This is a genomic window from Rhodoferax lacus, assembly GCF_003415675.1.
GTDB classification, from domain to species: domain Bacteria; phylum Pseudomonadota; class Gammaproteobacteria; order Burkholderiales; family Burkholderiaceae_C; genus Allorhodoferax; species Allorhodoferax lacus.
Genome location: NZ_QFZK01000003.1, coordinates 79365 through 99834, shown reverse-complemented (window position 1 = coordinate 99834; position 20470 = coordinate 79365). Strand labels below are relative to the sequence as shown.

14 protein-coding genes and 2 riboswitches are annotated in these 20470 nt (G+C 64.8%); of the genes, 9 read left to right on the top strand and 5 right to left on the bottom strand.

All coding sequences use genetic code 11. The features are described 5' to 3' along the window. The first annotated feature begins 17 nt into the window (after positions 1 to 17). The 5 genes from DIC66_RS06570 (at position 18) to DIC66_RS06550 (ending at position 7040) form a co-directional block, all read left to right on the top strand. Complete coding sequence (locus DIC66_RS06570; protein WP_117175296.1) at positions 18 to 623, top strand: CDP-alcohol phosphatidyltransferase family protein; 606 nt, start codon at positions 18 to 20, stop codon at positions 621 to 623. Beyond that, positions 620 to 2818, top strand: a complete 2199-nt coding sequence (locus tag DIC66_RS06565) for an FAD-dependent oxidoreductase (protein WP_117175294.1) — start codon at positions 620 to 622, stop codon at positions 2816 to 2818. The genes DIC66_RS06570 and DIC66_RS06565 overlap by 4 nt, the downstream gene beginning before the upstream one ends. Beyond that, on the top strand, positions 2815 to 3942 hold the full coding sequence (locus DIC66_RS06560; RefSeq protein ID WP_158558856.1) for an FAD-dependent oxidoreductase: 1128 nt from the start codon (positions 2815 to 2817) through the stop codon (positions 3940 to 3942). The genes DIC66_RS06565 and DIC66_RS06560 overlap by 4 nt, the downstream gene beginning before the upstream one ends. Before the next feature lie 62 nt (positions 3943 to 4004). Next, a complete protein-coding gene (locus DIC66_RS06555; RefSeq protein WP_117175290.1) occupies positions 4005 to 5939 on the top strand; it encodes a YhgE/Pip domain-containing protein in 1935 nt (644 codons plus the stop codon). Between the two features lie 105 nt (positions 5940 to 6044). Next, on the top strand, positions 6045 to 7040 hold the full coding sequence (locus tag DIC66_RS06550; RefSeq protein ID WP_117175288.1) for an AAA family ATPase: 996 nt from the start codon (positions 6045 to 6047) through the stop codon (positions 7038 to 7040). A 514-nt stretch (positions 7041 to 7554) separates the two neighbouring features. On the opposite strand, the gene DIC66_RS06545 is transcribed toward DIC66_RS06550, so the two are convergent. Both DIC66_RS06545 and DIC66_RS06540 read right to left on the bottom strand, forming a co-directional pair. After that, a complete protein-coding gene (locus tag DIC66_RS06545) occupies positions 7555 to 9597 on the bottom strand; it encodes an NADH:flavin oxidoreductase (protein WP_117175286.1) in 2043 nt (680 codons plus the stop codon). A 4-nt stretch (positions 9598 to 9601) separates the two neighbouring features. After that, entirely contained in the window at positions 9602 to 11143 is a 1542-nt protein-coding gene (locus DIC66_RS06540) for a trimethylamine methyltransferase family protein (protein WP_117175872.1), read from the bottom strand. 101 nt (positions 11144 to 11244) lie between these two features. Between DIC66_RS06540 and DIC66_RS06535 the strand changes: the two genes are divergently transcribed. Then, positions 11245 to 12180 carry a LysR substrate-binding domain-containing protein gene (locus DIC66_RS06535; RefSeq protein ID WP_117175284.1) on the top strand — a complete coding sequence of 312 codons (936 nt, stop codon included), beginning with the start codon at positions 11245 to 11247 and terminating at the stop codon, positions 12178 to 12180. Here DIC66_RS06535 and DIC66_RS06530 read toward each other — a convergent pair. Continuing rightward, the gene (locus DIC66_RS06530; RefSeq protein ID WP_117175282.1) at positions 12177 to 14441 is read right to left on the bottom strand and encodes an autotransporter outer membrane beta-barrel domain-containing protein; all 2265 of its coding nucleotides are present in this window, start codon (positions 14439 to 14441) and stop codon (positions 12177 to 12179) included. The two genes, DIC66_RS06535 and DIC66_RS06530, sit on opposite strands and share 4 nt — an antisense overlap. Positions 14442 to 14653: 212 nt before the next feature. After that, positions 14654 to 14747: riboswitch (TPP riboswitch) on the top strand. A gap of 37 nt (positions 14748 to 14784) precedes the next feature. On the opposite strand from DIC66_RS06530, the gene thiM reads away from it, so the two are divergent. From thiM to thiD, 3 genes are read left to right on the top strand one after another with little or no spacing between them, the layout of a single operon-like run. Further along, positions 14785 to 15612: a hydroxyethylthiazole kinase gene (gene thiM / locus DIC66_RS06525; protein ID WP_117175280.1), complete on the top strand. Its 828-nt coding sequence runs from the start codon at positions 14785 to 14787 to the stop codon at positions 15610 to 15612. Further along, positions 15606 to 16280, top strand: coding sequence for a thiamine phosphate synthase (thiE, locus tag DIC66_RS06520; protein ID WP_233505811.1), 675 nt, complete (start codon positions 15606 to 15608; stop codon positions 16278 to 16280). Before thiM ends, thiE begins: the two co-directional genes overlap by 7 nt. Before the next feature lie 25 nt (positions 16281 to 16305). Next, a complete protein-coding gene (thiD, locus tag DIC66_RS06515; RefSeq protein ID WP_233505810.1) occupies positions 16306 to 17151 on the top strand; it encodes a bifunctional hydroxymethylpyrimidine kinase/phosphomethylpyrimidine kinase in 846 nt (281 codons plus the stop codon). Here the strand turns inward: thiD and DIC66_RS06510 are convergent. Continuing rightward, complete coding sequence (locus DIC66_RS06510) at positions 17148 to 18443, bottom strand: purine-cytosine permease family protein (protein ID WP_117175276.1); 1296 nt, start codon at positions 18441 to 18443, stop codon at positions 17148 to 17150. The two genes, thiD and DIC66_RS06510, sit on opposite strands and share 4 nt — an antisense overlap. Before the next feature lie 57 nt (positions 18444 to 18500). Further along, positions 18501 to 18605, bottom strand: a riboswitch (TPP riboswitch). 55 nt (positions 18606 to 18660) lie between these two features. After that, positions 18661 to 20415, bottom strand: a complete 1755-nt coding sequence (locus DIC66_RS23570) for a methyl-accepting chemotaxis protein (protein WP_117175274.1) — start codon at positions 20413 to 20415, stop codon at positions 18661 to 18663. Positions 20416 to 20470 lie beyond the last annotated feature (55 nt).

Here is a 20470-nt window from a genome sequence, read left to right as displayed (position 1 = left end):
CCCCATAACCCCCCTTCATGCTAGACCGCTTCGCCACGGCCCTGCTTCGCCCCGCCATGGTTGCGGCCGCCCGCGCGCTCAGTGGGGCCGGCATCGGTGCCAACCTGATCACCCTGACGGGTTTTGCCATCGGCATGGCGGCCGCGCTGGCCATTGGCCTGCAGATGTATTTGGCCGGAGCGGCGCTCATATTGCTGTCGCGCCTGTGTGACGCGCTGGACGGTGCGGTGGCACGCCATACACAGGCCACCGATGCGGGCGGCTTTCTGGACATTGCACTGGACTTTCTGTTTTACGCCAGCATCCCGCTGGCCTTTGCCATTGCGCAGCCAACGGATAACGCGCTGCCAGCGGCGGTGCTGCTGACCGCCTTCATGGGCACAGCCTCGAGCTTCCTGGCCTACGCCGCCTTTGCCGCCAAGCGCGGGCTGGCCAGTCTGGTGTGGCCAGACAAGTCGCTGTACTTTCTGGGCGGCCTGACAGAGGCCACCGAAACCCTGGCGCTGTTCTTGGCCATGTGCCTGTGGCCGCAGCACTTTGCGCCCCTGGCCTATGGCTTTGCCTGTCTGTGCGCCATCACCACTGCCACGCGCATCTGGTGGGGCTGGAGGTCATTCCAATGAAGGCCTCACGCTGGTTGCTTCTGGGCGTTTTGGCTGCGGCCGTGGCCCTGTTCTTTGGCCTGGGCTTGCACCGCTACCTCAGCCTGGCCACCTTGCAGCAGCGCCACGCCGAGTTCGCTGCCCTGTATGCCCAACACCCCTGGGACGTTCGGGCAGGCTACTTCCTGCTGTACCTGGCGGTGGCGTCGCTCTCCTTGCCGGGCGCCGCCATCCTGACGCTGGCCGGCGGCGCCGTGTTTGGTTTTGGCTGGGGCCTGCTGCTCACCTCCTTTGCCTCCAGCCTGGGCGCCACCCTGTCGTTCTGGCTGGCGCGCTGGCTGCTGCGCGACCTGGTGCAGAGCCGCTTTGCCGTGCAACTGCAGGCTATCAATGCCGGGCTGCAAAAGGAAGGCGCGCTCTACCTGTTTGGCCTGCGCCTGATACCGGTGGTGCCGTTTTTTCTGATCAACCTGACCATGGGCCTGACCGCCTTGCGCAGCTGGACGTTTTACTGGGTCAGCCAGCTCGGCATGCTGGTGGGCACGGCGGTGTATGTGAATGCGGGCCTGCAACTGGCCAGCCTGCAGAGCCTGTCGGACGTGGCCAGCCCCGCCCTGCTGGGCTCGCTGGTGTTGCTCGGCCTGTTCCCGCTGCTGGTAAGCGCCGTCTGGAAGCGCGTGGAGCAGCGCCGCGTGTATGCGCCTTGGCGCAGCCACAAGCCCAAGACGTTTGAGCGCAACCTGGTGGTGATAGGTGCCGGTGCCGGGGGGCTGGTGTCGGCCTATATTGCCGCCGCCGTGCGCGCCAAGGTCACGCTGGTGGAGGCCTACAAAATGGGCGGCGACTGCCTGAACTACGGCTGCGTGCCCAGCAAGGCCCTGATACGCACGGCCCGCGTGGCACAACAAATGCGCAAGGCGGGCGACTGCGGCCTGCAGAGCAACGCGCCCGTGCTCGATTTCAAGGCCCTGATGCAGCGCATCAACCAGGTGGTGGCCGACATTGCCCCGCACGACAGCGTGGAACGCTACACCGCCCTGGGCGTGGATGTGGTGCAGGGCTACGCAACCATCACCAGCCCCTGGACGGTGGAGGTGGCCCTGAACGGTGGCGGTACGCGCACGCTGACCACCCGCAGCATCGTGGTTGCCGCAGGCGCACAGCCGGTGGTGCCGCCCTTGCCGGGCCTGGCGGACGTGGGCTACCAGACCAGCGACACCCTGTGGGCCCACCTGAGCACCCTGGACAGCCTGCCCAAGCGCTGGGTGGTGCTGGGTGGCGGGCCGATTGGCTGCGAGCTGGCCCAGGCCTTTGCGCGCCTGGGGGCAGAGGTAACGCAGGTGGAAATGGCCGATCGCCTGCTGCTGCGCGAAGACGACGAAGTGTCCGCACTGGCCCAGGCCGCATTGCAGGCCGATGGGGTGCAGGTGCTCACCGGCCACAAGGCGCTGCGCTGCGCGTTGCAGGGCGAGCGCAAGGTGCTGGTATTGCAACCACAGGGCCCGGGCGCTGCACCAGGCAGCTCGCACGGCGCCAGGCAAGAGCTGCATGTGGAATTCGACCTGCTGCTGTGCGCCGTGGGCCGCAGCGCCCGCCTCACCGGCTACGGCCTGGAGGCGCTGGGCGTGGACACGGCCAAGACCGTGCTCACCGATGCGCACCTGCAAACCGTCTACCCCAACATCTATGCCGCAGGCGACGTGGCCGGCCCCTACCAGTTCACCCATGTGGCCGCGCACCAGGCCTGGTATGCCACGGTGAACGCCCTGTTTGGTGATTTCAAACGCTTCAAGGTCAACTACCGGGCTATCCCCCAGGCCACTTTCACCGACCCGGAGATGGCCCGCGTGGGCCTGAACGAACGTGAGGCCACTGACAAAAAAGTGCCCTATGAAGTCACCCGCTTTGACATCGCCGAGCTGGACCGTGCCATTGCCGACGGCACGCAGCGCGGTTGGGTCAAGGTGCTGACGGTGCCGGGCAAGGACCGCATTCTGGGCGTGACCATTGTGGGCGCACAGGCCGCCGAGCTCTTGGCCGAATACGTGCTGGCCATGCAGCATGGCCTGGGGCTGAACAAGATTCTGGGCACGGTGCACAGCTACCCCACCCTGGCCGAGGCCAACAAATACGCCGCAGGCCAGTGGCGCCGTGCCCACCAGCCCGAAGGCCTGTTGCGCTGGGCCCAGCGCTTCCACGCCTGGAGGCGGGGTTGAGCACAGCGGCTGCCAAAGGCCCTGCGCGCCAACTGTTGCTGCTGGGCGCCGGCCACGCTCATGTGCAGGTGCTGGCGCAAATGGCGCAAGCCCCTTGGACCGGTGCGCAGATCACCCTGATTGCTCCCTATGACCGGCAGCTGTATTCCGGCATGGTGCCCGGCTTTGTGGCCGGCCACTACGCGCTGGACGACTGCGTGATTCCGCTGCAGCCCCTGGTGCAACGCAGTGGCATACGCTGGCTGCAGCGCAGCGTGAGCGCGCTGGACGCGCAAGCACAGACCGTGCAGCTCGACGATGGCAGCGTGCTGCACTACGACTGGCTGTCTATCAACACCGGCCCGGTGCAGAACCGCGCGCTGATCGAGCAGAGCTTGCCAGGTGCGCGCGAACATGCGCTCTTCATACGCCCCATCGAGGCCTTTGGCGCGCTCTGGCCACAGGTGGTGCAGATGGGACAAAGCCGTGCCCTGCGCATTGCCGTGGTGGGTGCAGGTGCAGCCGGCATGGAGCTGGCCATGGCCATGCGCCACTGCCTGCCGGGTGCGGCCATCACCCTGCTGTGTGGCGATGTGCCGCTGGGCGCGGGCTACAACGCAGGCGTCCAGGCCAAGCTGCGGGCGGCCCTGCTGAAACGAAAGATCACCCTGCTGCCAGACAGCGCGGCGGGTCTGCGCAGCGGCGAGATTTTGCTGGCAAGTGGCGCCAGCCTGGCCTGCGATGTGCCGGTGCTGACCGTGGGCGCACAGGCCCCGGCCTGGCTGCAGCCCAGCGGCCTGGCGCTGGACGCCCAAGGCTTTGTGGCGGTGGATGCCTGCCAGCGCTCCACCAGCCACGCCCAGGTGTTTGCCGCAGGGGATGTGAGCAGCCGTGTGGACCGCACACTGGCGCGCAGCGGCGTCTACGCCGTGCGGGCCGGACCGGCCCTGGCCACGAATCTGGCCGCCACGCTGGCCGGGCAGCTGCTTCTGGAACACCAGCCACCCCAACACACGCTCAACCTGATCTCCTGCGGCGACCACTTTGCGATTGCAAGCTGGGGCGAGCACAGCGCACAGGGGCGCTGGGTCTGGTGGCTCAAGGACTGGATAGACCGCCGCTTTCTGGCACGCTACCGTTTGTAGCCCGGCTAGGCGACAATGCACCAAGAACAATCCGCAGCTGCCAGACGGCCGCCGCACAACGCATGAAGTACCTGCCCCAACAGATCCTGTTTGTGCTGCGCCTGGAGCTGCAATTCTTCCTGCGCTTTCCCAAGCTGATTGCCGCCACCTTGATGGTGGTGCTCATCCCGGCGCTGTACGCCTTTATCTACCTCAGCAGCATGTGGGACCCGGCCTCGCGCATCAACACCCTGCCCGTGGGCTTGGTCAACCTGGATGCGGGTGTGGAGTACCGCGGCCAGGTCTTCAACGCGGGCTGGGAAGTCGCCAACACCCTGCGCCGGCGCCAGACCTTCGGCTTCAAGGACTTTGACAGTGAGGGCGCCGCACGCCAGGCCGTGCGCAGTGGAGCGCTGGCCTTTGCTCTCATCATTCCACCGGACTTCAGCTCCAATGCCATTCCCGGCCATGAGGCGGGTGCAGGCAAGCTGACGGTGGTCAGCTCGGAAGGCAACAACTTTGAGAGCGCCCTGCTGGCGCGCAACTTTGCCCGCGAACTGGGCCACGATGTCAATGAGAGCCTGAACGAGCGGCGCTGGAAGCTGGTTCTGCTCAATGCCGCAGGATCGCAACGCAGTGTGGATCGCCTGCGTGAAGGCGTGGAGCAGTTGCAGATCGGCGCGCATGAGCTGAGCAAAGGCATGCTGCCACTGCTCAACGGTGCACGCCAGGCGGCCACGGGTTCGCAGCGTGTCAACAGCGGCGTGGACCAGCTCAGCAGCGGTGTCAAACAATTGGGTGGCGGCCTGCGCACACTGGATGCCAAGCGCCCGCGCAACAGCGAGCTGGACAAACTCAAAACCGGGGCTGAACAGCTGGCTGCCGGACACGAGGAGCTGGGCCGGGGCATGGCCGAATTGCAGACCGGCAGCCAGGGCGTGCGCAGCAGCGTGGCCAGCTTCCGGGACCAGGCCCGCGACAGCCTGCTGGTGCCGTCCAAGGTAGGTGACAACCTGGACTTGCTGCTGACTGGCGTGACCCAGCTCGACACCGGGTTGCACGCTGCCTCCGACGCCCAGGGCAGGCTGTCCGACGGCGCAGACAAGCTCAGCTCTGGCGTGGGTGCACTCACCACCGGCGTGCGCGCCATGAACCTTGGCGTTCGCAGCATGGTGCAAAAGTTGCCCGAGGAGAGCCAGCTTGACGAACTGGACCACGGCACCGACACCCTGGCCAGTGGCACGGCCGCACTGGCCACCGGGGTGCAGGCCAGCAAGCAGGGGGCCGACCGCCTGAGCGCCGGTCTGGACCTGCTGGCCACCTCGCTGCCCGCCGATGTGGACAAGCCCGATGGCAGTGCGCAGGGACTGGCCAACTCGGTCAGCCCGGTGGTGGAAATGGAAGCCCCGGTGGCCAACAGTGGAAGCGCCTTTGCGCCCAACATCCTTCCGGCCGCACTCTGGCTGGGTGCGGGTGTGGCGGCCTTTTTGATCCATGTGCGCTCGCAGCCCAAGCATGCGCTGCATTTCTCCAATCCGGCCAAGCTGGCGGGCAAGATCGCCATTCCCACTGCGGTGGTGTTGCTGCAGGCCGCCATGGTCTACGCCACCGTGGTGTGGGGCCTGCATATCCGCATCGCAGAGCCGGGCCTGTTCACGCTGACGCTGTGCCTGTCGTCGGTTACCTTTCTGTGCATTGTGATTGCGCTGACCCGCGTGATGGGTGACGCAGGCAAGGCCCTGTCGATGATTTTTCTGGCGGTGCAACTGTCAAGCTCCGGCGGCATCCTGCCCGTGGAGCTCAGTGGCACGCTGTTCAGTGAGATCAGCCCCTGGCTGCCCCTGACCTGGGTGGTGCGCGCCATGAAGATCAGCATGTTTGGCGCCTACGGCGGTGAATGGCAGCACCCCATGTCGGTGATCGCACTGACCTGCGGGGCCGCGCTGGTCAGCGCCTGCTGGCTGGGCCGCTGGCGTTATGTGCGGCCGTCCGCCATGCGCCCGGCGGTGGATTTTTAGCAACAGGGCGGTAAAGACAGCGCTCATTGCTGCGCAAGGTTCTGTGGCTATGTTTGAATGGAGCGGTGGTTAGCCGATTGAAAAACTATTACACAGGAGGCCTTCATGGAATCTCGCAGCGTTGTTCCTCAGTCTTCCCCGTTTCACTTGCCCGTGGCGCAGATGCGCCGCGTCTTCGCCCCCGAAGACGTAGAGCGCAAGCTGGCCAAGCTGCAGTGCGATGAGCACGATAGCCTGCGCACCACCTACCGCCGCATGCTGGAGCGCGGGCCGCAGCGCTTCCAGGTCAAGCCCTCGGGTGTGCCCGACATGGCCGAGCTGTACCAGACCCTGCCCAACTTCACCGAGGTGCTGGACGACGTAAAGCGCCACGTGGCCCTGGCGCAGGACTGCCCGGATGGCATTGAAGTCACCCCCATCTTGCTGCTGGGCCAGCCCGGTATCGGCAAGACCCATTTCGCCAAGAAGCTGGCAGACCTGCTGGGCACCGGCATGACCCTGGTGCCCATGAGTTCCATGACCGCAGGCTGGCTGCTCTCGGGTTCGAGCTCGCAGTGGCGCGGCGCCAAACCGGGCAAGGTCTTCGAAGCGCTGGTGGACGGCGAATACGCCAATCCGGTGATCGTGGTGGATGAGATCGACAAGGCCAGCGGCGACGCCCAATACGACCCGCTGGGTGCGCTCTACAGCCTGCTGGAACACGACACGGCGCAAAACTTCACCGACGAGTTTGCCGAAGTGCCCATAGACGCCAGCCAGGTGATCTGGATCACCACTGCCAACGACGAGCGCAGCATCCCCGAGCCCATCCTGAACCGCATGAATGTGTTCGAGGTGCAAGCCCCCACCCTGGAAGCGGCGCGCCAGATCGCCCGCAACCTGTACCAGAGCATTCGCGGTGAACACGGCTGGGGCGCCCACTTCGCCCCCGAGCCGCAAGACGATGTGCTGGACCAGCTCTGCGAACTGCCCCCGCGCGACATGCGCCGTGCCCTGATGACCGGCTTTGGCAACGCGCGCCTGGAACGCCGCGACGCGATCCGCGTGGCGGACCTGCCCAAGACGGGCAGCAAGAAGGGGCAGATGGGGTTTTTGCAGTAGTTTCCTTGCGTCAGCGCTGCCAAGCGCCTTGAGCTTCCTGCTATGAGGCTACTTAGCGCGCTGCGCGGGAAGGGGATACGCCGGGCGTGCAATGACTGGTCTTTGGTATTTCCCTGGCAAACCAGTAACACCACTGTGAGCAGCTGGGGCAAGGGCGGGCGACGATTTGTGGTACTCCACCATGAGGAGCTCGCCCTTACCCCAACTGCGCCCCCACCCGCAGGCGAGGGGCCTCACCGATAACGATCCGAGTGTCCGTCCGAGCGGTGCCTCTCATAACCACCCCGATCACCGTGGTCACCATGGCCGCCCCACCACAGCGGGCGGATCACACAAGCGCTCGTAGACAGGGCCAGGAAAACCACTGCCAACAAACCGGCCAGACGACGAATCAATTTCACAATGCACTCCTTGGGTGAAAAATTTCACCGCAGCTTATGCAACGTGCGCGCTCTATCGCCGACTGACCGCGTGGCCCCTCCCCGCAGTAAAGGCCGGGTAAACGGTGTAAGCGCTATAGATCCTTCACCAGCCGCAATGCATCGTAAATAGCGGCATGCGTGTTGCGCGCCGACACCGCGTCGCCAATGCGAAACAATTGGTAGCCCTGCCCCACATCACCGGAATGCGGCTGCGGCTTGCCGGCCAGCAACGCGTCGTAATCCACCGCGCCGGTGTTGAGCGCATCGGCCTTCAGGTCCAGGTACAGATCGTCCAGTGGGCGCGTGCCGTGGTTGATGATGACCTGGTCCACCAGGCGCGTCTGGTGCACGCCGCCGTAGTCGCTGCCCACATGCGCGAGCAAGCCATCGGGCGTGCGCTCCACATGCGACAGGCGGTAGGTCACGGTGAAGGTGACGTCCAGCTTTTGCAGGCTGCGCATATAAGGCACCAGGTTCATGGCCATGACCTCGGGGGCAAAGCTGCGGTCAGGCGTCATCACCTCCAGGTGTGCGCCACTGGCGGCCACCACGTCGGCGGCCTGCAGGGCGGCGTGGTCACCGGCGTCGTCAAACAGCAGCACGTTCTTGCCGGGTTTGATGGCACCGCTGATGATGTCCCAGGTGCTGTCCACCAGCTCGTTGCCGCTGGACAAAATCTCGGTGTGCGGCAGTCCGCCGGTGGCGATGATGACCACATCCGGCCTTTCTGCCAGCACACGCTCTCTGTCGGCCAGGGTGTTGTAGTGGAACTGCACACCGGCCTCTTCGCAGCGGGCCACCCGCCAGTCAATGATGCCGATCATCTCGCGCCGGCGCGGGCTCTGCACCGTCAGACGGATCTGGCCACCGGGCTTGTTGGCTGCTTCCAGCACCACCACCTCGTGGCCGCGCGCAGAGGCCACGCGGGCCGCCTCGACACCGGCGGGGCCTGCGCCCACCACTACTACTTTGCGTTTCAACAGCGCCCGGGGGATGCTGTGCGGCATGGTCAGCTCGCGCCCGGTGGCCGGGTTGTGCAAGCAATAGGCCTCGCCACCCTGGTAGATGCGGTCTAGGCAGAAGTTGGCGCCCACGCAAGGGCGTATGGTGTCCTCACGGCCCTGGATCATCTTGTGCACGATGTGCGGATCGGCCATGTGGGCGCGGGTCATGCCCACCATATCGAGCTTGCCGCTCTCAATGGCAAAACGTGCCGTGGTCACGTCCTGGATCTTGGCCGCATGAAAAGTGGGGAAACCGGTGGCTGCGCGTATGGCTCCGGCAAATTCCAGATGCGGCGAGCTGCGCATGCCCTGCACCGGAATCAGGTCGGTCAGGCCCGCGTCGGTATCGATATGGCCGCGCACCACGTTCAGGAAGTCGATCAGGCCGCTGTCTTTGAGGCGCTTGGAAATCTCCAGGCCCTCCTGGGGTCCAAAGCCGCCGGGCAGGTCTTCGTCACCGGTGTAGCGCACGCCCAGAATAAAGTCCGGGCCCACAGCCTTGCGGATGTCAGCCAGCACCTCAAAGGTGAAGCGCAGGCGGTTGTCCATGCTGCCGCCATAAGGCGCGTCCAAGTGGTTCGTCAGGGGCGACCAGAACTGGTCCATCAAATGGCCATAGGCCTGAATCTCCAGGCCGTCCATGCCGGCTGCCTGCATACGCTGGGCAGCGGCCACATAGTCGCCCTTGATGCGCGCAATGTCCCAGTCCTCCATCTTCTTGGGGAAGGCGCGGTGCGCGGCCTCCCGCTCATGCGAGGGCGAAAGCGCGGGCAGCCAGTCGCCCTTGTTCCAGCCGGTGCGCCGCCCCAGATGGGTGAGCTGGATCATCACCGCCGTGCCGTGTTCGTGGCAGGCGTCCACCATGTCTTTGAGGTAGGGAACCACTTCATCCTTGTACGCCAGGATGTTGTTGAACACCGGCGGGCTGTCGCGCGACACCGTGGCGCTACCCGCCGTCATGGTGAGGGCAATGCCGGCTTTGGCACGCTCTACGTGGTAGGCGCGGTACTTGGCCTTGGGCATGCCATCTTCGGGGTAGGCCGGCTCGTGCGAGGTGATCATCATGCGGTTTTTGAGCCGCAGGTGTTTGAGCTGGAAGGGTTGCAGCAGGGGATCATTTTCGGGGTTCATATTTTCAATACCATTGGTCTGTCATCGAGGCCTTCTTGCGGTTCACATAGTCCTGCAATGCGTCATCGGTCGCAACATCCATGCCGGGCGCCTCGTAGTCGGCGAGCGCCGTTTTCCAGCGTGTGTTCGCGCGGGTGGCGCTGTCCGTGCTGCCCGCCTCCACCCAGGATTCAAACGGCGTGTTGTCGGAAATGCTGGAGTCATAAAACGCGGTGGTGTAGTTGGCCATGGTGTGGGCGCTGCCCAGGTAGTGGCCGCCGGGCGTGACCTCCTTGAAGGCATCCATGGCCAGGGTGTTGTCGTCCACCACCACGCCGCCCAGGTAGCTGTGCAGGGCGCCGCAGAAGTCAGCGTCCATCATGAATTTCTCGTAGCTCATGGACAAGAGGCCGTCCAGAAAGCCCGCCGAATGAAGAATGAAATTGGCACCGCAGTGGATAGCCGAGAGCATGGACATTACGCTCTCCTGCATGGCCTGCCCGTCGGGCAGTTTGGAGGTGGTGAACGAGCCGGCGCAGCGCAGCGGAAGGTTCAGGCGGCGCGCCAGTTGGCCAATCACCATGGAGCCGATGGCGGGTTCGGGCGTGCCAAAAGTGGGCGAGCCCGAGCGCAGTGACATGCTGCTTAAGAAATTGCCGTAGATCACCGGCGCGCCCGGGCGCTCCAACTGTGTGATGGCGCAGCCCACCATGGTTTCGGCATGCGCCTGGGCAATCGCTCCCGCATTGGTCACCGGCCCCATGGCGCCGCCCAGAATGAAGGGCACGATGACAGCGGCCTGGTTGGCGCGCGCATAGGCCCGCGCCGACTTGGTCATGGTGCCGTCCCACAAGAGCGGCGAGTTGACGTTCACATTGCCCAGGATGACGCAGTTCTGGTCCACAAAATCCTTGCCGAAGAGGATGCGTGACATCTCGATCGAATCCTCCGCCCGCTCCTCAGACGTAATGGAGCCCATGTAGGCCTTGTCCGAATAGCGCATGTGGGCATAGACCATGTCCAGGTGACGCTTGTTGACGGGCACATCCGTGGGTTCGCACACCGTGCCTCCGCTGTGGTGCAGCCAGGGGCAGGCGTAAGCCATCTTGATGAAGTTCTGGAAGTCTTCCAATGTGCCGTAGCGCCTGCCGCGGTCCAGGTCCATGACAAAGGGCGAGCCGTACGACGGTGCGAACACCACGTTCTTGCCGCCGATCTGCACGCTGCGCTGCGGGTTGCGGGCGTGCTGGGTGAATTCGCGGGGTGCTGTCTTGAGGATTTCGCGCACATGGCCGGGTTCGAACGTCACGCGCATGCCGTCAACCTTGGCCCCGGCTTTCTTGAACATCGCCAGGCATTCGTCATCGTCGCGGATGTCCAGACCCACTTCGGCCAGAATGCGTTCGGCCGTGGCTTCGATTTTGAGCAGGTTTTCCTCGCCCATCACGTCGTAGGTGGGGATGTTTCGGCTGATATAGGCCGGGCCGTTGATCTTGGCCTTGGGGTCACGCCGCTCGCGGCCGCCTGCGCGGCGGTGCTTTTTGTGTTCTGGTGCTTCGGTTGCCATGGTGGTGGGTTCATTCGTTTTGTGGGCCATTACCAAACGATATGCCAAGAGAGCCCTGCTGTGAATGGCAATCCGCCTCATGCTTGCCATAAACTCAGCTCATGCCAAGCACCCATTCCACCCATGCGCCCCGCCCGTCCCACAGCGCCAAACCCAACCAGTCCCTCAACAACCTCTTGGTCTTTGAGTCCGCAGCCCGGCGTGGCAGCTTTACCCGCGCGGCCGAAGACCTGCACATCAGCCAGCCTGCCGTCAGCCATGCCATGCGCTTATTGGAGGCGGACCTGGGTGTAGCCCTGTTCGAGCGCCAGCACAAGGGCGTGCGGGTGACGGAGGCAGGCCAGTATTTGCTGGAGCAGGTGGGCATGGGCCTGTCGCTGATCGACCAGGCCTTGCGCGAGGTGCGCAGCATGCAGGCGCACCAGGTCACGCTGGCCGTGTCCACCGCCACGGCCACCTGGTGGCTGTTGCCGCGCATTGCGCGCTTCAAGCAGCTGCACCCGGACATTGAGCTGCGCGTCATCACCACCGACACCGACCTGGATATGGCGCGCGAGCGCATTGACCTGTCCATCACCCTGGGCGCGGATGACTTTGCCAACTACCAGAAGTGGCATTTTGTGGACGAGGAGATCTTTCCGGTGTGCAGCCCCAAGTTTCTGGAAAGCAATCCGCTGCCCGATCTGCAGTCCCTGGCCAACAGCCCGCTTTTGCTGCTGGAGGAGCGCTATGCGCCGCGTATGGACTGGAAGGAATGGCTGGCACGTTTCAATACGCGCCTGCCGCGCAAGCCGCAGTTGTTTCGCTTTAACGACTATTCCATCGTGCTGCAGGCGGCCATCGAGGGCCAGGGCGTGGCGCAAGGCTGGCGCCACATTGTGCAACCGCTCATAGTGCAGGGGCTGCTGGTGCGCCCGCTACACCACAGCGTGACCACCGACCAGCCCCTGTTCATCACCGCGCCGCAGGGCAAGGCCCTGCGGGCGGATGTGATGTACCTGAAGGACTGGCTGGTGGCCGAGGCAGCGACGACTTAAGCCGCCAGCACGGGCGGATTGACCAGGGTCCCAATGTCAGTCACCTGGGCGGGCGGGAAGATGCAACCCCAGACCGGTGTCGTGGTCTCGGTTGCAACACCCACTTCCAACGGAGTGACGTTCGTCTGGGCGACCGTGTTGAAAAGACAGACCGTAAAGCGCAAATCGATGCAGGAACCGGTGAAGAACGGATCGACGGGAACAGCCTCAATAGCAGTCGCGACAACCGGATCAACGGCCGTCGAGACAATATGTTGAATGCCAGTCAGGACAACCGGATCAACAGCCGTCACGACCTGGACCTTCTGGTCGTCCAAGGGATACGGGATCGCCGGGCCGTGGCCGTTGGCCACGGTGTAGTCGACAAAGCTCTGCAGTTCAGACTGCGTGTCCAGGGCAGTGCGCAATACACCGCCGGTGTGTTGAAGGGCTGTATTGATCGCAGCCATTTGGTCAACGTAGGAACCCGTGATGCCCAGGGTCTGCAGGTCCTGTATGGTCAGCGGCACCGGCGGCGAGGTCGGGGGCACACCTCCGACATTCAGGGTGCCGATCCATGACATCACGTGGTGCGCGGCATCGGCAATGGCCTGCAGTTCCGGCACGGTGTCCACTTGGGCCTTGGCGCTGGCATCCACGACACTGTTGAGCAGATGCAGGTTGTGTTCAAGGCCGAACTGGGCAACCACGATCTTGACGTCCACCCCCACCGCAGCCCACTGCGCAGCCGTAAGTGGCGTGGCGGTATTGTCAGACACACCATCGGCACTCTGGAGGATGGCGCTGTAGGTGTCCACAATCTGCTGCAACTCCTGCGGCGTGTCGGCCAGCAAGCCGGTCACGCCACTGCTGTTGAGCACGCTGTTGATGGAAGTCAGATTGCTGCTGTCCACGCCATGCACACCGACATGGCTATACACGCTGGCGCTCAATGTGGTGCTGTTGGCGGAGTTGTGCAGGGCTTCGGTGCTGATCCACGCCAAGGCGCTGTTGGAGTCGCCACCCACCGTGGCGTCCACCAAGTGCTGCAGGTCGTTTTGGCTGCCCACGTCGGAGTCATGTGAAATGGCTTGCAAGACGGTTCGAACGGCTGCGATGTTGGCGCCGGTCACACCGGTGACTCCCAGGGCGGCCATGTCTATCACGCTCAAGGTAGCCGCTTCGGTTGCACTGCCGCCGGCTGCAGCCATCACATGGTTGGCGGCATTGGCCATGGCCTGCAGTTCGGGGACGGTGTCCACTTTGGCCCTGCTGCTGGCGTCCACCACGCTGTCGAGCAGGTGCAGGGCGCTGCTACCAGCGGCCGTGGCGGTGTTGCTGATGCCGGTCACGCCCACTGCGCTGAACTGCGCGCCGGTGAGCGCCATGCTGGTGTTGCCCGCTGTGCCATCGGCACTGCGCAGGATGGCGTTGTAGGCGTCCACCATCGGCTGCAGACCATGCAGTGCAGAACTGGCGTCAAAGGCCTGGCTGTTGATGGCACTGTTGATAGAGGCCAGGTTGCTGCTGTCCACCCCGGCCACGCCGGCGGTGGCATAGACCTTGGCACTCAGCGTGGTTGCGTTGGCGGAGTTGAACTCTGCCTCCGCCAGGATCACTGCCTTGGCGCTTTCGGCACTGGTGCCCAGAACGGCATTGACCATGCTTTGAAGCCCGTAGCGGGTATCCACCTCGGAGTCGTTACTCACCGCGCGTAGCACCGTGCGTATGGAACGCAAATTGGCCGCAGTCACACCCGTAACCCCCAGGGCAGCAAAGTCCTGCGCGCTCAAGTTTGCGGACTGAAACACGTTGCCGCCAGTGGCTGCCATCACATGGTTTGCCGCATGGGCCCGGGCCTGCAGTTCGGCCACGGTGTCTGCGGCTTGCCTGCCCACGCCCAAGAGCGAGTCATCCAGCAGGTGCAGGGCGGTGCCATTCACTGCAGGGCCGCTCACGCCGGTGACGCCGATAGCGACGTATTGCGCAGCGCTGACCACGGGGATGGGTACGCCGCTGTAGCCGTCGGTCACCTTCAGTATGGTGTTGTAGGCATCCACAATGGCCTGCACTTCGGCGGTGGTGTCGGCCCGGGCGCCCGTAACGGCGGCACTGTCGAGCGCGCTGTTGTAGGCGGACAGAAAGGCGGATTGGGCACCGGTCACACCGGCAGCGGTGTATGTCTCCAAAGGAAGTCCGCTCTTGGTGGCGTTGTTCCGCTGGGCGGCTGCTCGGATGGCAGCCAAGGCGGGTGCGTGGTCTATGGTGAGGGGTGAAGTCATGGCTTTTCCTGATTGGAAGAGGGGAACAGGTTGTTGAAGGTCCCGTCGCTGCAGGTCAGTGACGAAGTGGGCGCAGTGTTGGACAGTGGCGCGTTTTTGCAGAGGCGCTTTGTCCAACACAGAACAAAGATGGAAACAAGGCCTGCAAATGCGGATAGCGCATACACCCATCCAGTCAGCCGGACCGAAGCGCATCTGCTTTGACCGATAATCCTGCCTGCTAGAGGTGCCGCCTGGGGCGGCTGAGAAATACTCTTTGAACCTGATCTGGGTCGTGCCAGCGTAGGGAAGCTCGCTTCACTGCACCGCGCATGGTCCATTTCCTCCACACCACAGGACGACCATGACCATGCTGAAAGCCTCCGACATCTGGAACGACATCACCGCTGTGCGCGAGCGCGCACCGCTGGTTCACAGCATCACCAATTTTGTGGTGATGAACCTCAACGCCAATGTGCTGCTGGCTGCAGGCGCCTCGCCCGTGATGGCGCATGCGCACGAAGAGGTACTGGACATGGTGGCCATTGCGCAGTCGCTGGTGCTCAACATCGGCACGCTGGAGCCCGCCTGGATCGAGAGCATGCGCCTGGCCCTGGGCGCTGCCAGCCAGCGCGGCATCCCCACGGTGCTGGACCCGGTGGGCGCGGGCGCCACGCCCTACCGCAATGCCAGCATCGCCCTGCTGCTGGACACGGCCTCGCCCACGGTGATTCGCGGCAACGGCTCCGAGATCATGAGCGTGGCCGGCTCCAATGTGCAGACCAAGGGTGTGGACAGCGGCGCTGCCGCCAATGACGCCCTGTCGTCGGCGCGCGCCCTGGTTGAGCGCACCGGCGGCACGGTCTGCGTGAGCGGTGCCACCGACCACATTGTGGATGGCGGGCGCTGGGCCCTGCTTGCCAACGGCCACCCCTGGATGACCAAGATCACCGGCGTGGGCTGCTCGGCCACGGCCCTGATTGGCGCCTTTTGCGCGGTGCAGCCCGATGCCTGGCGCGCCACGGTGTCGGCCATGGCGCTGATGGGTGTGGTGGGCGAGGTGGCGGCCGAGAAGGCCGTGGTGCGCCGCCAGGGTGTGGGCAGCATGCAGGTGGCCATGCTCGACGAGCTGCAACTGCTGGACCAGACTACCTTTGAGCAGCGCCTGAAAATGGAATTCAAACCTTGGTAGACCCGGTGCTTCCAACAGCCACGCCCTGGAGCCGCACACGGCTGCAGCAAGCGCTGCGCCTGTACCTGGTGACCGACCAGGCCAGCCTGCTGGGCCGCACGCTGGCCGATGTGGTGCTGGCTGCCGTGCACGGCGGCGTGACCTGCGTGCAGCTGCGCGAAAAGCATCTGGGCAGCCGCGACTTCCATGCCCAGGCCATGGCCCTGATGGACTTGCTGCGCCCGCTGAATGTGCCGCTCATCATCAACGACCGCATTGACATTGCGCTGGCCTGCGGCGCGCAGGGCGTGCACCTGGGGCAAAGCGATTTGCCGGTGCAACGGGCGCGCGCGCTGCTGCCGCCCGAGGTGTTTATCGGCTGGTCGGTGGAAACCCTGGAGCAGGTGGCGCACAGCGTGGCCCTGCCGCTGGATTACCTGGGTGTGAGCCCGGTGTACGCCACGCCCACCAAGACCGATACCGCCACGCCCTGGGGCCTGGACGGTTTGAAAGAAGTGCGCGCCGCCACCGCGTTGCCGCTGGTGGCCATAGGCGGCATCCACGCGGGCAACGCGGCAGAGGTGCTGGCCGCAGGTGCCGACAGCCTGGCCGTGGTCAGCGCCGTTTGCTCGGCAGCCGACCCACGCGCCAGCGCCCAGGAACTCAAGAGATTGATAGATGCCCGCTGACTTGCCACTCCAAACACCCGTCCAAATGCCCATCCACCAGGTTTCCTTTCATTTCCCGCGCGTGCTCTCCATCGCTGGCTCGGACAGCGGCGGCGGTGCCGGTATCCAGGCCGACCTGAAGACCATCAGCGCCCTGGGCTGCTTTGGCATGACGGCCATCACCGCGCTCACCGCGCAAAACACCCAGGGCGTGCGCGCCATCCACGCCGTGCCGCCGCAGATGCTGGCCGACCAGATCGACGCCGTACTGGAAGACATAGGCGTGGACGCCGTGAAGATCGGCATGCTGCACTCGCCCGACATTGTGCGCACGGTGGCCCAGGCGATTGCGCGCCACGCCATGCACAACGTGGTGTTTGACCCGGTGATGGTGGCCACCAGTGGCGCCGTGCTGATTGACGACAGCGCCATCGCAGTGCTGGTGCAGGAACTGTTTCCACAGGTTGCGCTGATCACACCCAACCTGGACGAAGCCGCCCTGCTGGTCAAGCGCCCCCTGCAGTCAGAGGGCGATATGCAGGAAGCCGCCACCACCCTGCTGGCCATGGGCGCGCGGGCCGTGCTGCTCAAGGGCGGGCATCTGCAGGGCGAGGTGGTGAGCGACCTGTTGGCCGTGGCCGGCGGCCAGACCCTGTGGATGCGCGATGCCCGCATCCACACGCCCAACACGCATGGCACGGGCTGCACGCTGTCTTCGGCCATCGCATCCCATCTGGCCCTGGGGCAGGATCTGGTGCAGGCGGTGCAATCCGCACGCCGCTACATCCGCGGCGCCCTGCTGCACGGTGCACAGGTGCGCACCGGCCACGGCAGCGGCCCGCTCAACCACGGCTACGCGCCCGTGGCTATGGTGCTGCAGACCGCGCCTTAAGCGGCTCTGCGCGTGGCGATGGCCAGCGCGCCGGTCAGCAGCAGCGTGGGCAGCGTGGCACCCCACTGCGGCGCCAGATGCGTCAGCGTCTGGAACAGGGCAATGCCCAGCAGCCAGATGCCAGCGGCAGCATAGTCCACCTTGACGGACTGTGTGCCCCGGGGCGCGGCGGCAAAACCCAGCCGCCCCAGAATCACGCCATACAGCGGCACAAACACCGAGCTCAGGATCAGAAGAAACGGCTCCAGCCCGTGCATGGGCAAGACCAAAGCCAGGCCCGTGCACAGCAGCGCCAGGCCCAGGCCCCAACTGCGGATGGACCACTGCGGCAACAGGCTGTGGCTGGAGACAGCGCCGCTATACACGTCGCCATAGGCGTTGTCGATCTCGTCCACCAGAATCAGGGACAGCGCAATCAGGCCGCCCTGCGCCAGCAGCAGCGTGGCCACCAGGTCGGCGCCCGGCGCCGAGACGCTGGCCACCATCACACCCAGCGCATAGCACCAGACATTGGCCACGGCATAACCCACCCAGGTACCGCTGAAGGCACTGCGTCCGCTCTTGGCGTGGCGCGCGTAGTCGGCCACCAGCGGAAGCCAGGACACGGGCATGGCAATCACCAGGTCCATGGCCGAGAGCAGGCCCATGCTGCCGTCACCGGCGCGCTCCACAAAGGTGTTCCAGCCGCTGGCCTGAACCTTGGCGCCAAACTGCCAGCTCAGCCAGAGCAGCGAGGCAATCACCAGCGGCAGGCCGTAGCGGCCAATGATCTTGCGCACCAAATGCGTCATGGAGCCCGAGAGCATGAGCGCCAGCACTGCACCCCACAGCACGGTGGTGGCTGCCACACCGGCGGCGCCATCGAGTTGCCAGCCCAGGGACTGCTTGCCGATGGCGGCCGTGCCGTCGCGCATGATGACCAGCTCAAACGTGGTCCAGCCAATCAGCTGCGCAATGTTCAGGAAGACCGGCAGGCGGGCAAACCAGCTGCCATAGGTGCGGTGCATCAGCCCGGCGCTGGTCAGGCCGCTGTCGGCCCCCAGCTTCGCGGTCCAAGCCAGCAGACCCGCGCCCAGGGCTGTGCCCAGCAGAATGGCCAGGGCCGCATCGCGCGTGCCCACGGCGGGCACCAGGTAAGCGCCCATTTGCATGACCAGCAGGCCCACGCCCAGACTGAACCAGAGCGAGGCGTGGTCCCGCCAGGCAAAGCTGCGCTCGCTGGCGGGCAGGCTGCTCAGAGCCTGGTTGGTTTTTGAGGGGGAAGAACCGGTGTGGGGGCCGGTGGGTGACATTGCCATACGTTTGCTCCAAGCAAATGGTTGGCAGGAAGGCATGCGCCACGGCGAACACCGCTTGTGCATTTGCTTCCCTGCGCGAGGATTACCTCAATCAGGTTCAAAGGGACTGTCTCAGTCGGCTGCGCCTGCGCGAAGCCAACACCCCTAGCGAATGTGTTTTTTCAGAACACCGCGCAATTGTAGGCGGTATGGGAACCGGGCCGCGCCGGGGCTAGAAGGTCTCCCAGTCGTCATCCTTGCCGGGTGGCACGGTGCTGGCAGCCGCAGCGATGGCTTTGGGCGAGGGCCTGGCCGGCTTGGTCTGGGCAGGCCGGGGCGCCATGCCGGCCAGGCGCTTCGGTGCGGTTGGCTTGGCAAGCACCTGCGGCACATGGCGCGGGACCGCCGCTCTGCGCAACGGGGCGGCCGGGGCGACCGCGGACTCGCTTCCCAGCTTGAACTGGGCCACCACCTGCACCAGATCGCCCGCTTGGGTCTTGAGGCTGGTGGCCGCCGCTGCCATTTGCTCCACCAGGGCCGCGTTTTGCTGCGTCACCTGGTCCATCTGGTTGACCGCCTCGCCCACCTGGTTCACACCGGCCGCCTGCTCGCTGCCTGCGGCACTGATCTCGCCGACGATATCGGTCACGCGGCGAATGGCTCCCACCACCTCCTGCATGGTGGCTCCGGCCTGGTCCACCAGCAGTGTTCCATGCGCCACCCGCTCCACACTGGAGCCGATCAGCAGCTTGATCTCCTTGGCCGCTTCGGCGCTGCGCCCGGCCAGCGCCCGCACCTCGGAGGCCACCACCGCAAAGCCACGGCCCTGCTCGCCTGCACGGGCAGCCTCCACCGCCGCATTCAAGGCCAGGATATTGGTCTGGAAGGCAATGCCATCAATCACGCTGATGATGTCGCCAATCCTGCGCGAGCTGTCGTTGATGCCCTTCATGGTCTCCACCACCTGGCTGACCACCTCACCCCCCTTGATGGCCACGCTGGAGGCGTTCTGCGCCAGCTGATTGGCCTGGCGCGCGTTGTCGGCATTGTGCGAAACCGTGGAGCCCAATTCCTCCATCGAGGCCGCCGTTTCCTCCAGGGCACTGGCCTGGCTCTCGGTGCGCGAAGACAAGTCCTGGTTGCCCTGGGCAATCTCGGCGCTGGCGGTGGCCACCCCTTCGGAGCCCAGCCGCACATGGGAGACCACAGTCACCAGCGACTGGCGCATGGCCGCCATGGACTGCACGAGCCGGGCCACTTCATCCTGCCCTTGGGCGGCAATGTCACGCGTCAGGTCGCCCTGGGCGATGGCATCGGCCAAGGACTGCGCCTGGTTCAAGGAGCCGGTGATGCTGCGAATCAGGAGGTAGCCGAAAAGCGATGACAGCAACAGCGCAGCCAGAATCGTGCCGAAGGTCCAGGTCACCGTGGCCTGGTAGTTCTGGTCCTCGGCGTCATAGGTCTTCTTGGCTTCGGAGACTTGCAGTTCAATCAGCGCATTGACCGACTCGCGCAGCGGCAAATAGACCTCGGGCACCACCTCGATGGCGATGCGACTGGCTTCCTTGCTGTCTTTGGCCTGCAGGGCTGCCACCATGGGCTGCAGTGCCGCCGACTCCATGCGGTCCCGCAGCGCCATGTACTTTTGCGACAGCACTTTTTCTTCCGGCGTGAGGTAAGTGGCCTGGTAGGCGTCCCAGTCGTTCTTCATGCCCGCTGTGTTGGTGTGCATTTCTTCGACGAACCGGGCAACCGACTCCGGCCTGGGGTCGGCCACCGCACTGACCATGGCAATCTGGTTGCGCTGGTTGTGGCGCATGACTTCGGCCAATTGCGACAGCGCCACGGTGCGGTCCTGGTAGACGGTCTTCAGGGCAGCGTTGGCTTCAGCCAGGCTCCTGACACCCAGAATGCCGATGCCCAGCATCAAGATGCACAGCATGGCGATCAGCAACCGCAGGCGCGTGGCAATGGTGAGGTGTTTCATGCCCTGACTCCCTGGAAAGAAGGATTGATATGGAGGGACTCACCCTCACAAACCC

What these genes read in the sequence shown, in the direction of transcription:
- DIC66_RS06540 (WP_117175872.1), bottom strand. Translation starts at nt 11,143, where the DNA reads ATGGCAACCGAAGCACCAGAACACAAAAAGCACCGCCGCGCAGGCGGC.
- DIC66_RS06570 (WP_117175296.1), top strand. Translation starts at nt 18, where the DNA reads ATGCTAGACCGCTTCGCCACGGCCCTGCTTCGCCCCGCCATGGTTGCG.
- DIC66_RS06510 (WP_117175276.1), bottom strand. Translation starts at nt 18,443, where the DNA reads ATGTCACCCACCGGCCCCCACACCGGTTCTTCCCCCTCAAAAACCAAC.
- thiD (WP_233505810.1), top strand. Translation starts at nt 16,306, where the DNA reads ATGCCCATCCACCAGGTTTCCTTTCATTTCCCGCGCGTGCTCTCCATC.
- DIC66_RS06545 (WP_117175286.1), bottom strand. Translation starts at nt 9,597, where the DNA reads ATGAACCCCGAAAATGATCCCCTGCTGCAACCCTTCCAGCTCAAACAC.
- DIC66_RS06565 (WP_117175294.1), top strand. Translation starts at nt 620, where the DNA reads ATGAAGGCCTCACGCTGGTTGCTTCTGGGCGTTTTGGCTGCGGCCGTG.
- DIC66_RS06550 (WP_117175288.1), top strand. Translation starts at nt 6,045, where the DNA reads ATGGAATCTCGCAGCGTTGTTCCTCAGTCTTCCCCGTTTCACTTGCCC.
- DIC66_RS23570 (WP_117175274.1), bottom strand. Translation starts at nt 20,415, where the DNA reads ATGAAACACCTCACCATTGCCACGCGCCTGCGGTTGCTGATCGCCATG.
- DIC66_RS06535 (WP_117175284.1), top strand. Translation starts at nt 11,245, where the DNA reads ATGCCAAGCACCCATTCCACCCATGCGCCCCGCCCGTCCCACAGCGCC.
- thiM (WP_117175280.1), top strand. Translation starts at nt 14,785, where the DNA reads ATGACCATGCTGAAAGCCTCCGACATCTGGAACGACATCACCGCTGTG.
- DIC66_RS06555 (WP_117175290.1), top strand. Translation starts at nt 4,005, where the DNA reads ATGAAGTACCTGCCCCAACAGATCCTGTTTGTGCTGCGCCTGGAGCTG.
- DIC66_RS06530 (WP_117175282.1), bottom strand. Translation starts at nt 14,441, where the DNA reads ATGACTTCACCCCTCACCATAGACCACGCACCCGCCTTGGCTGCCATC.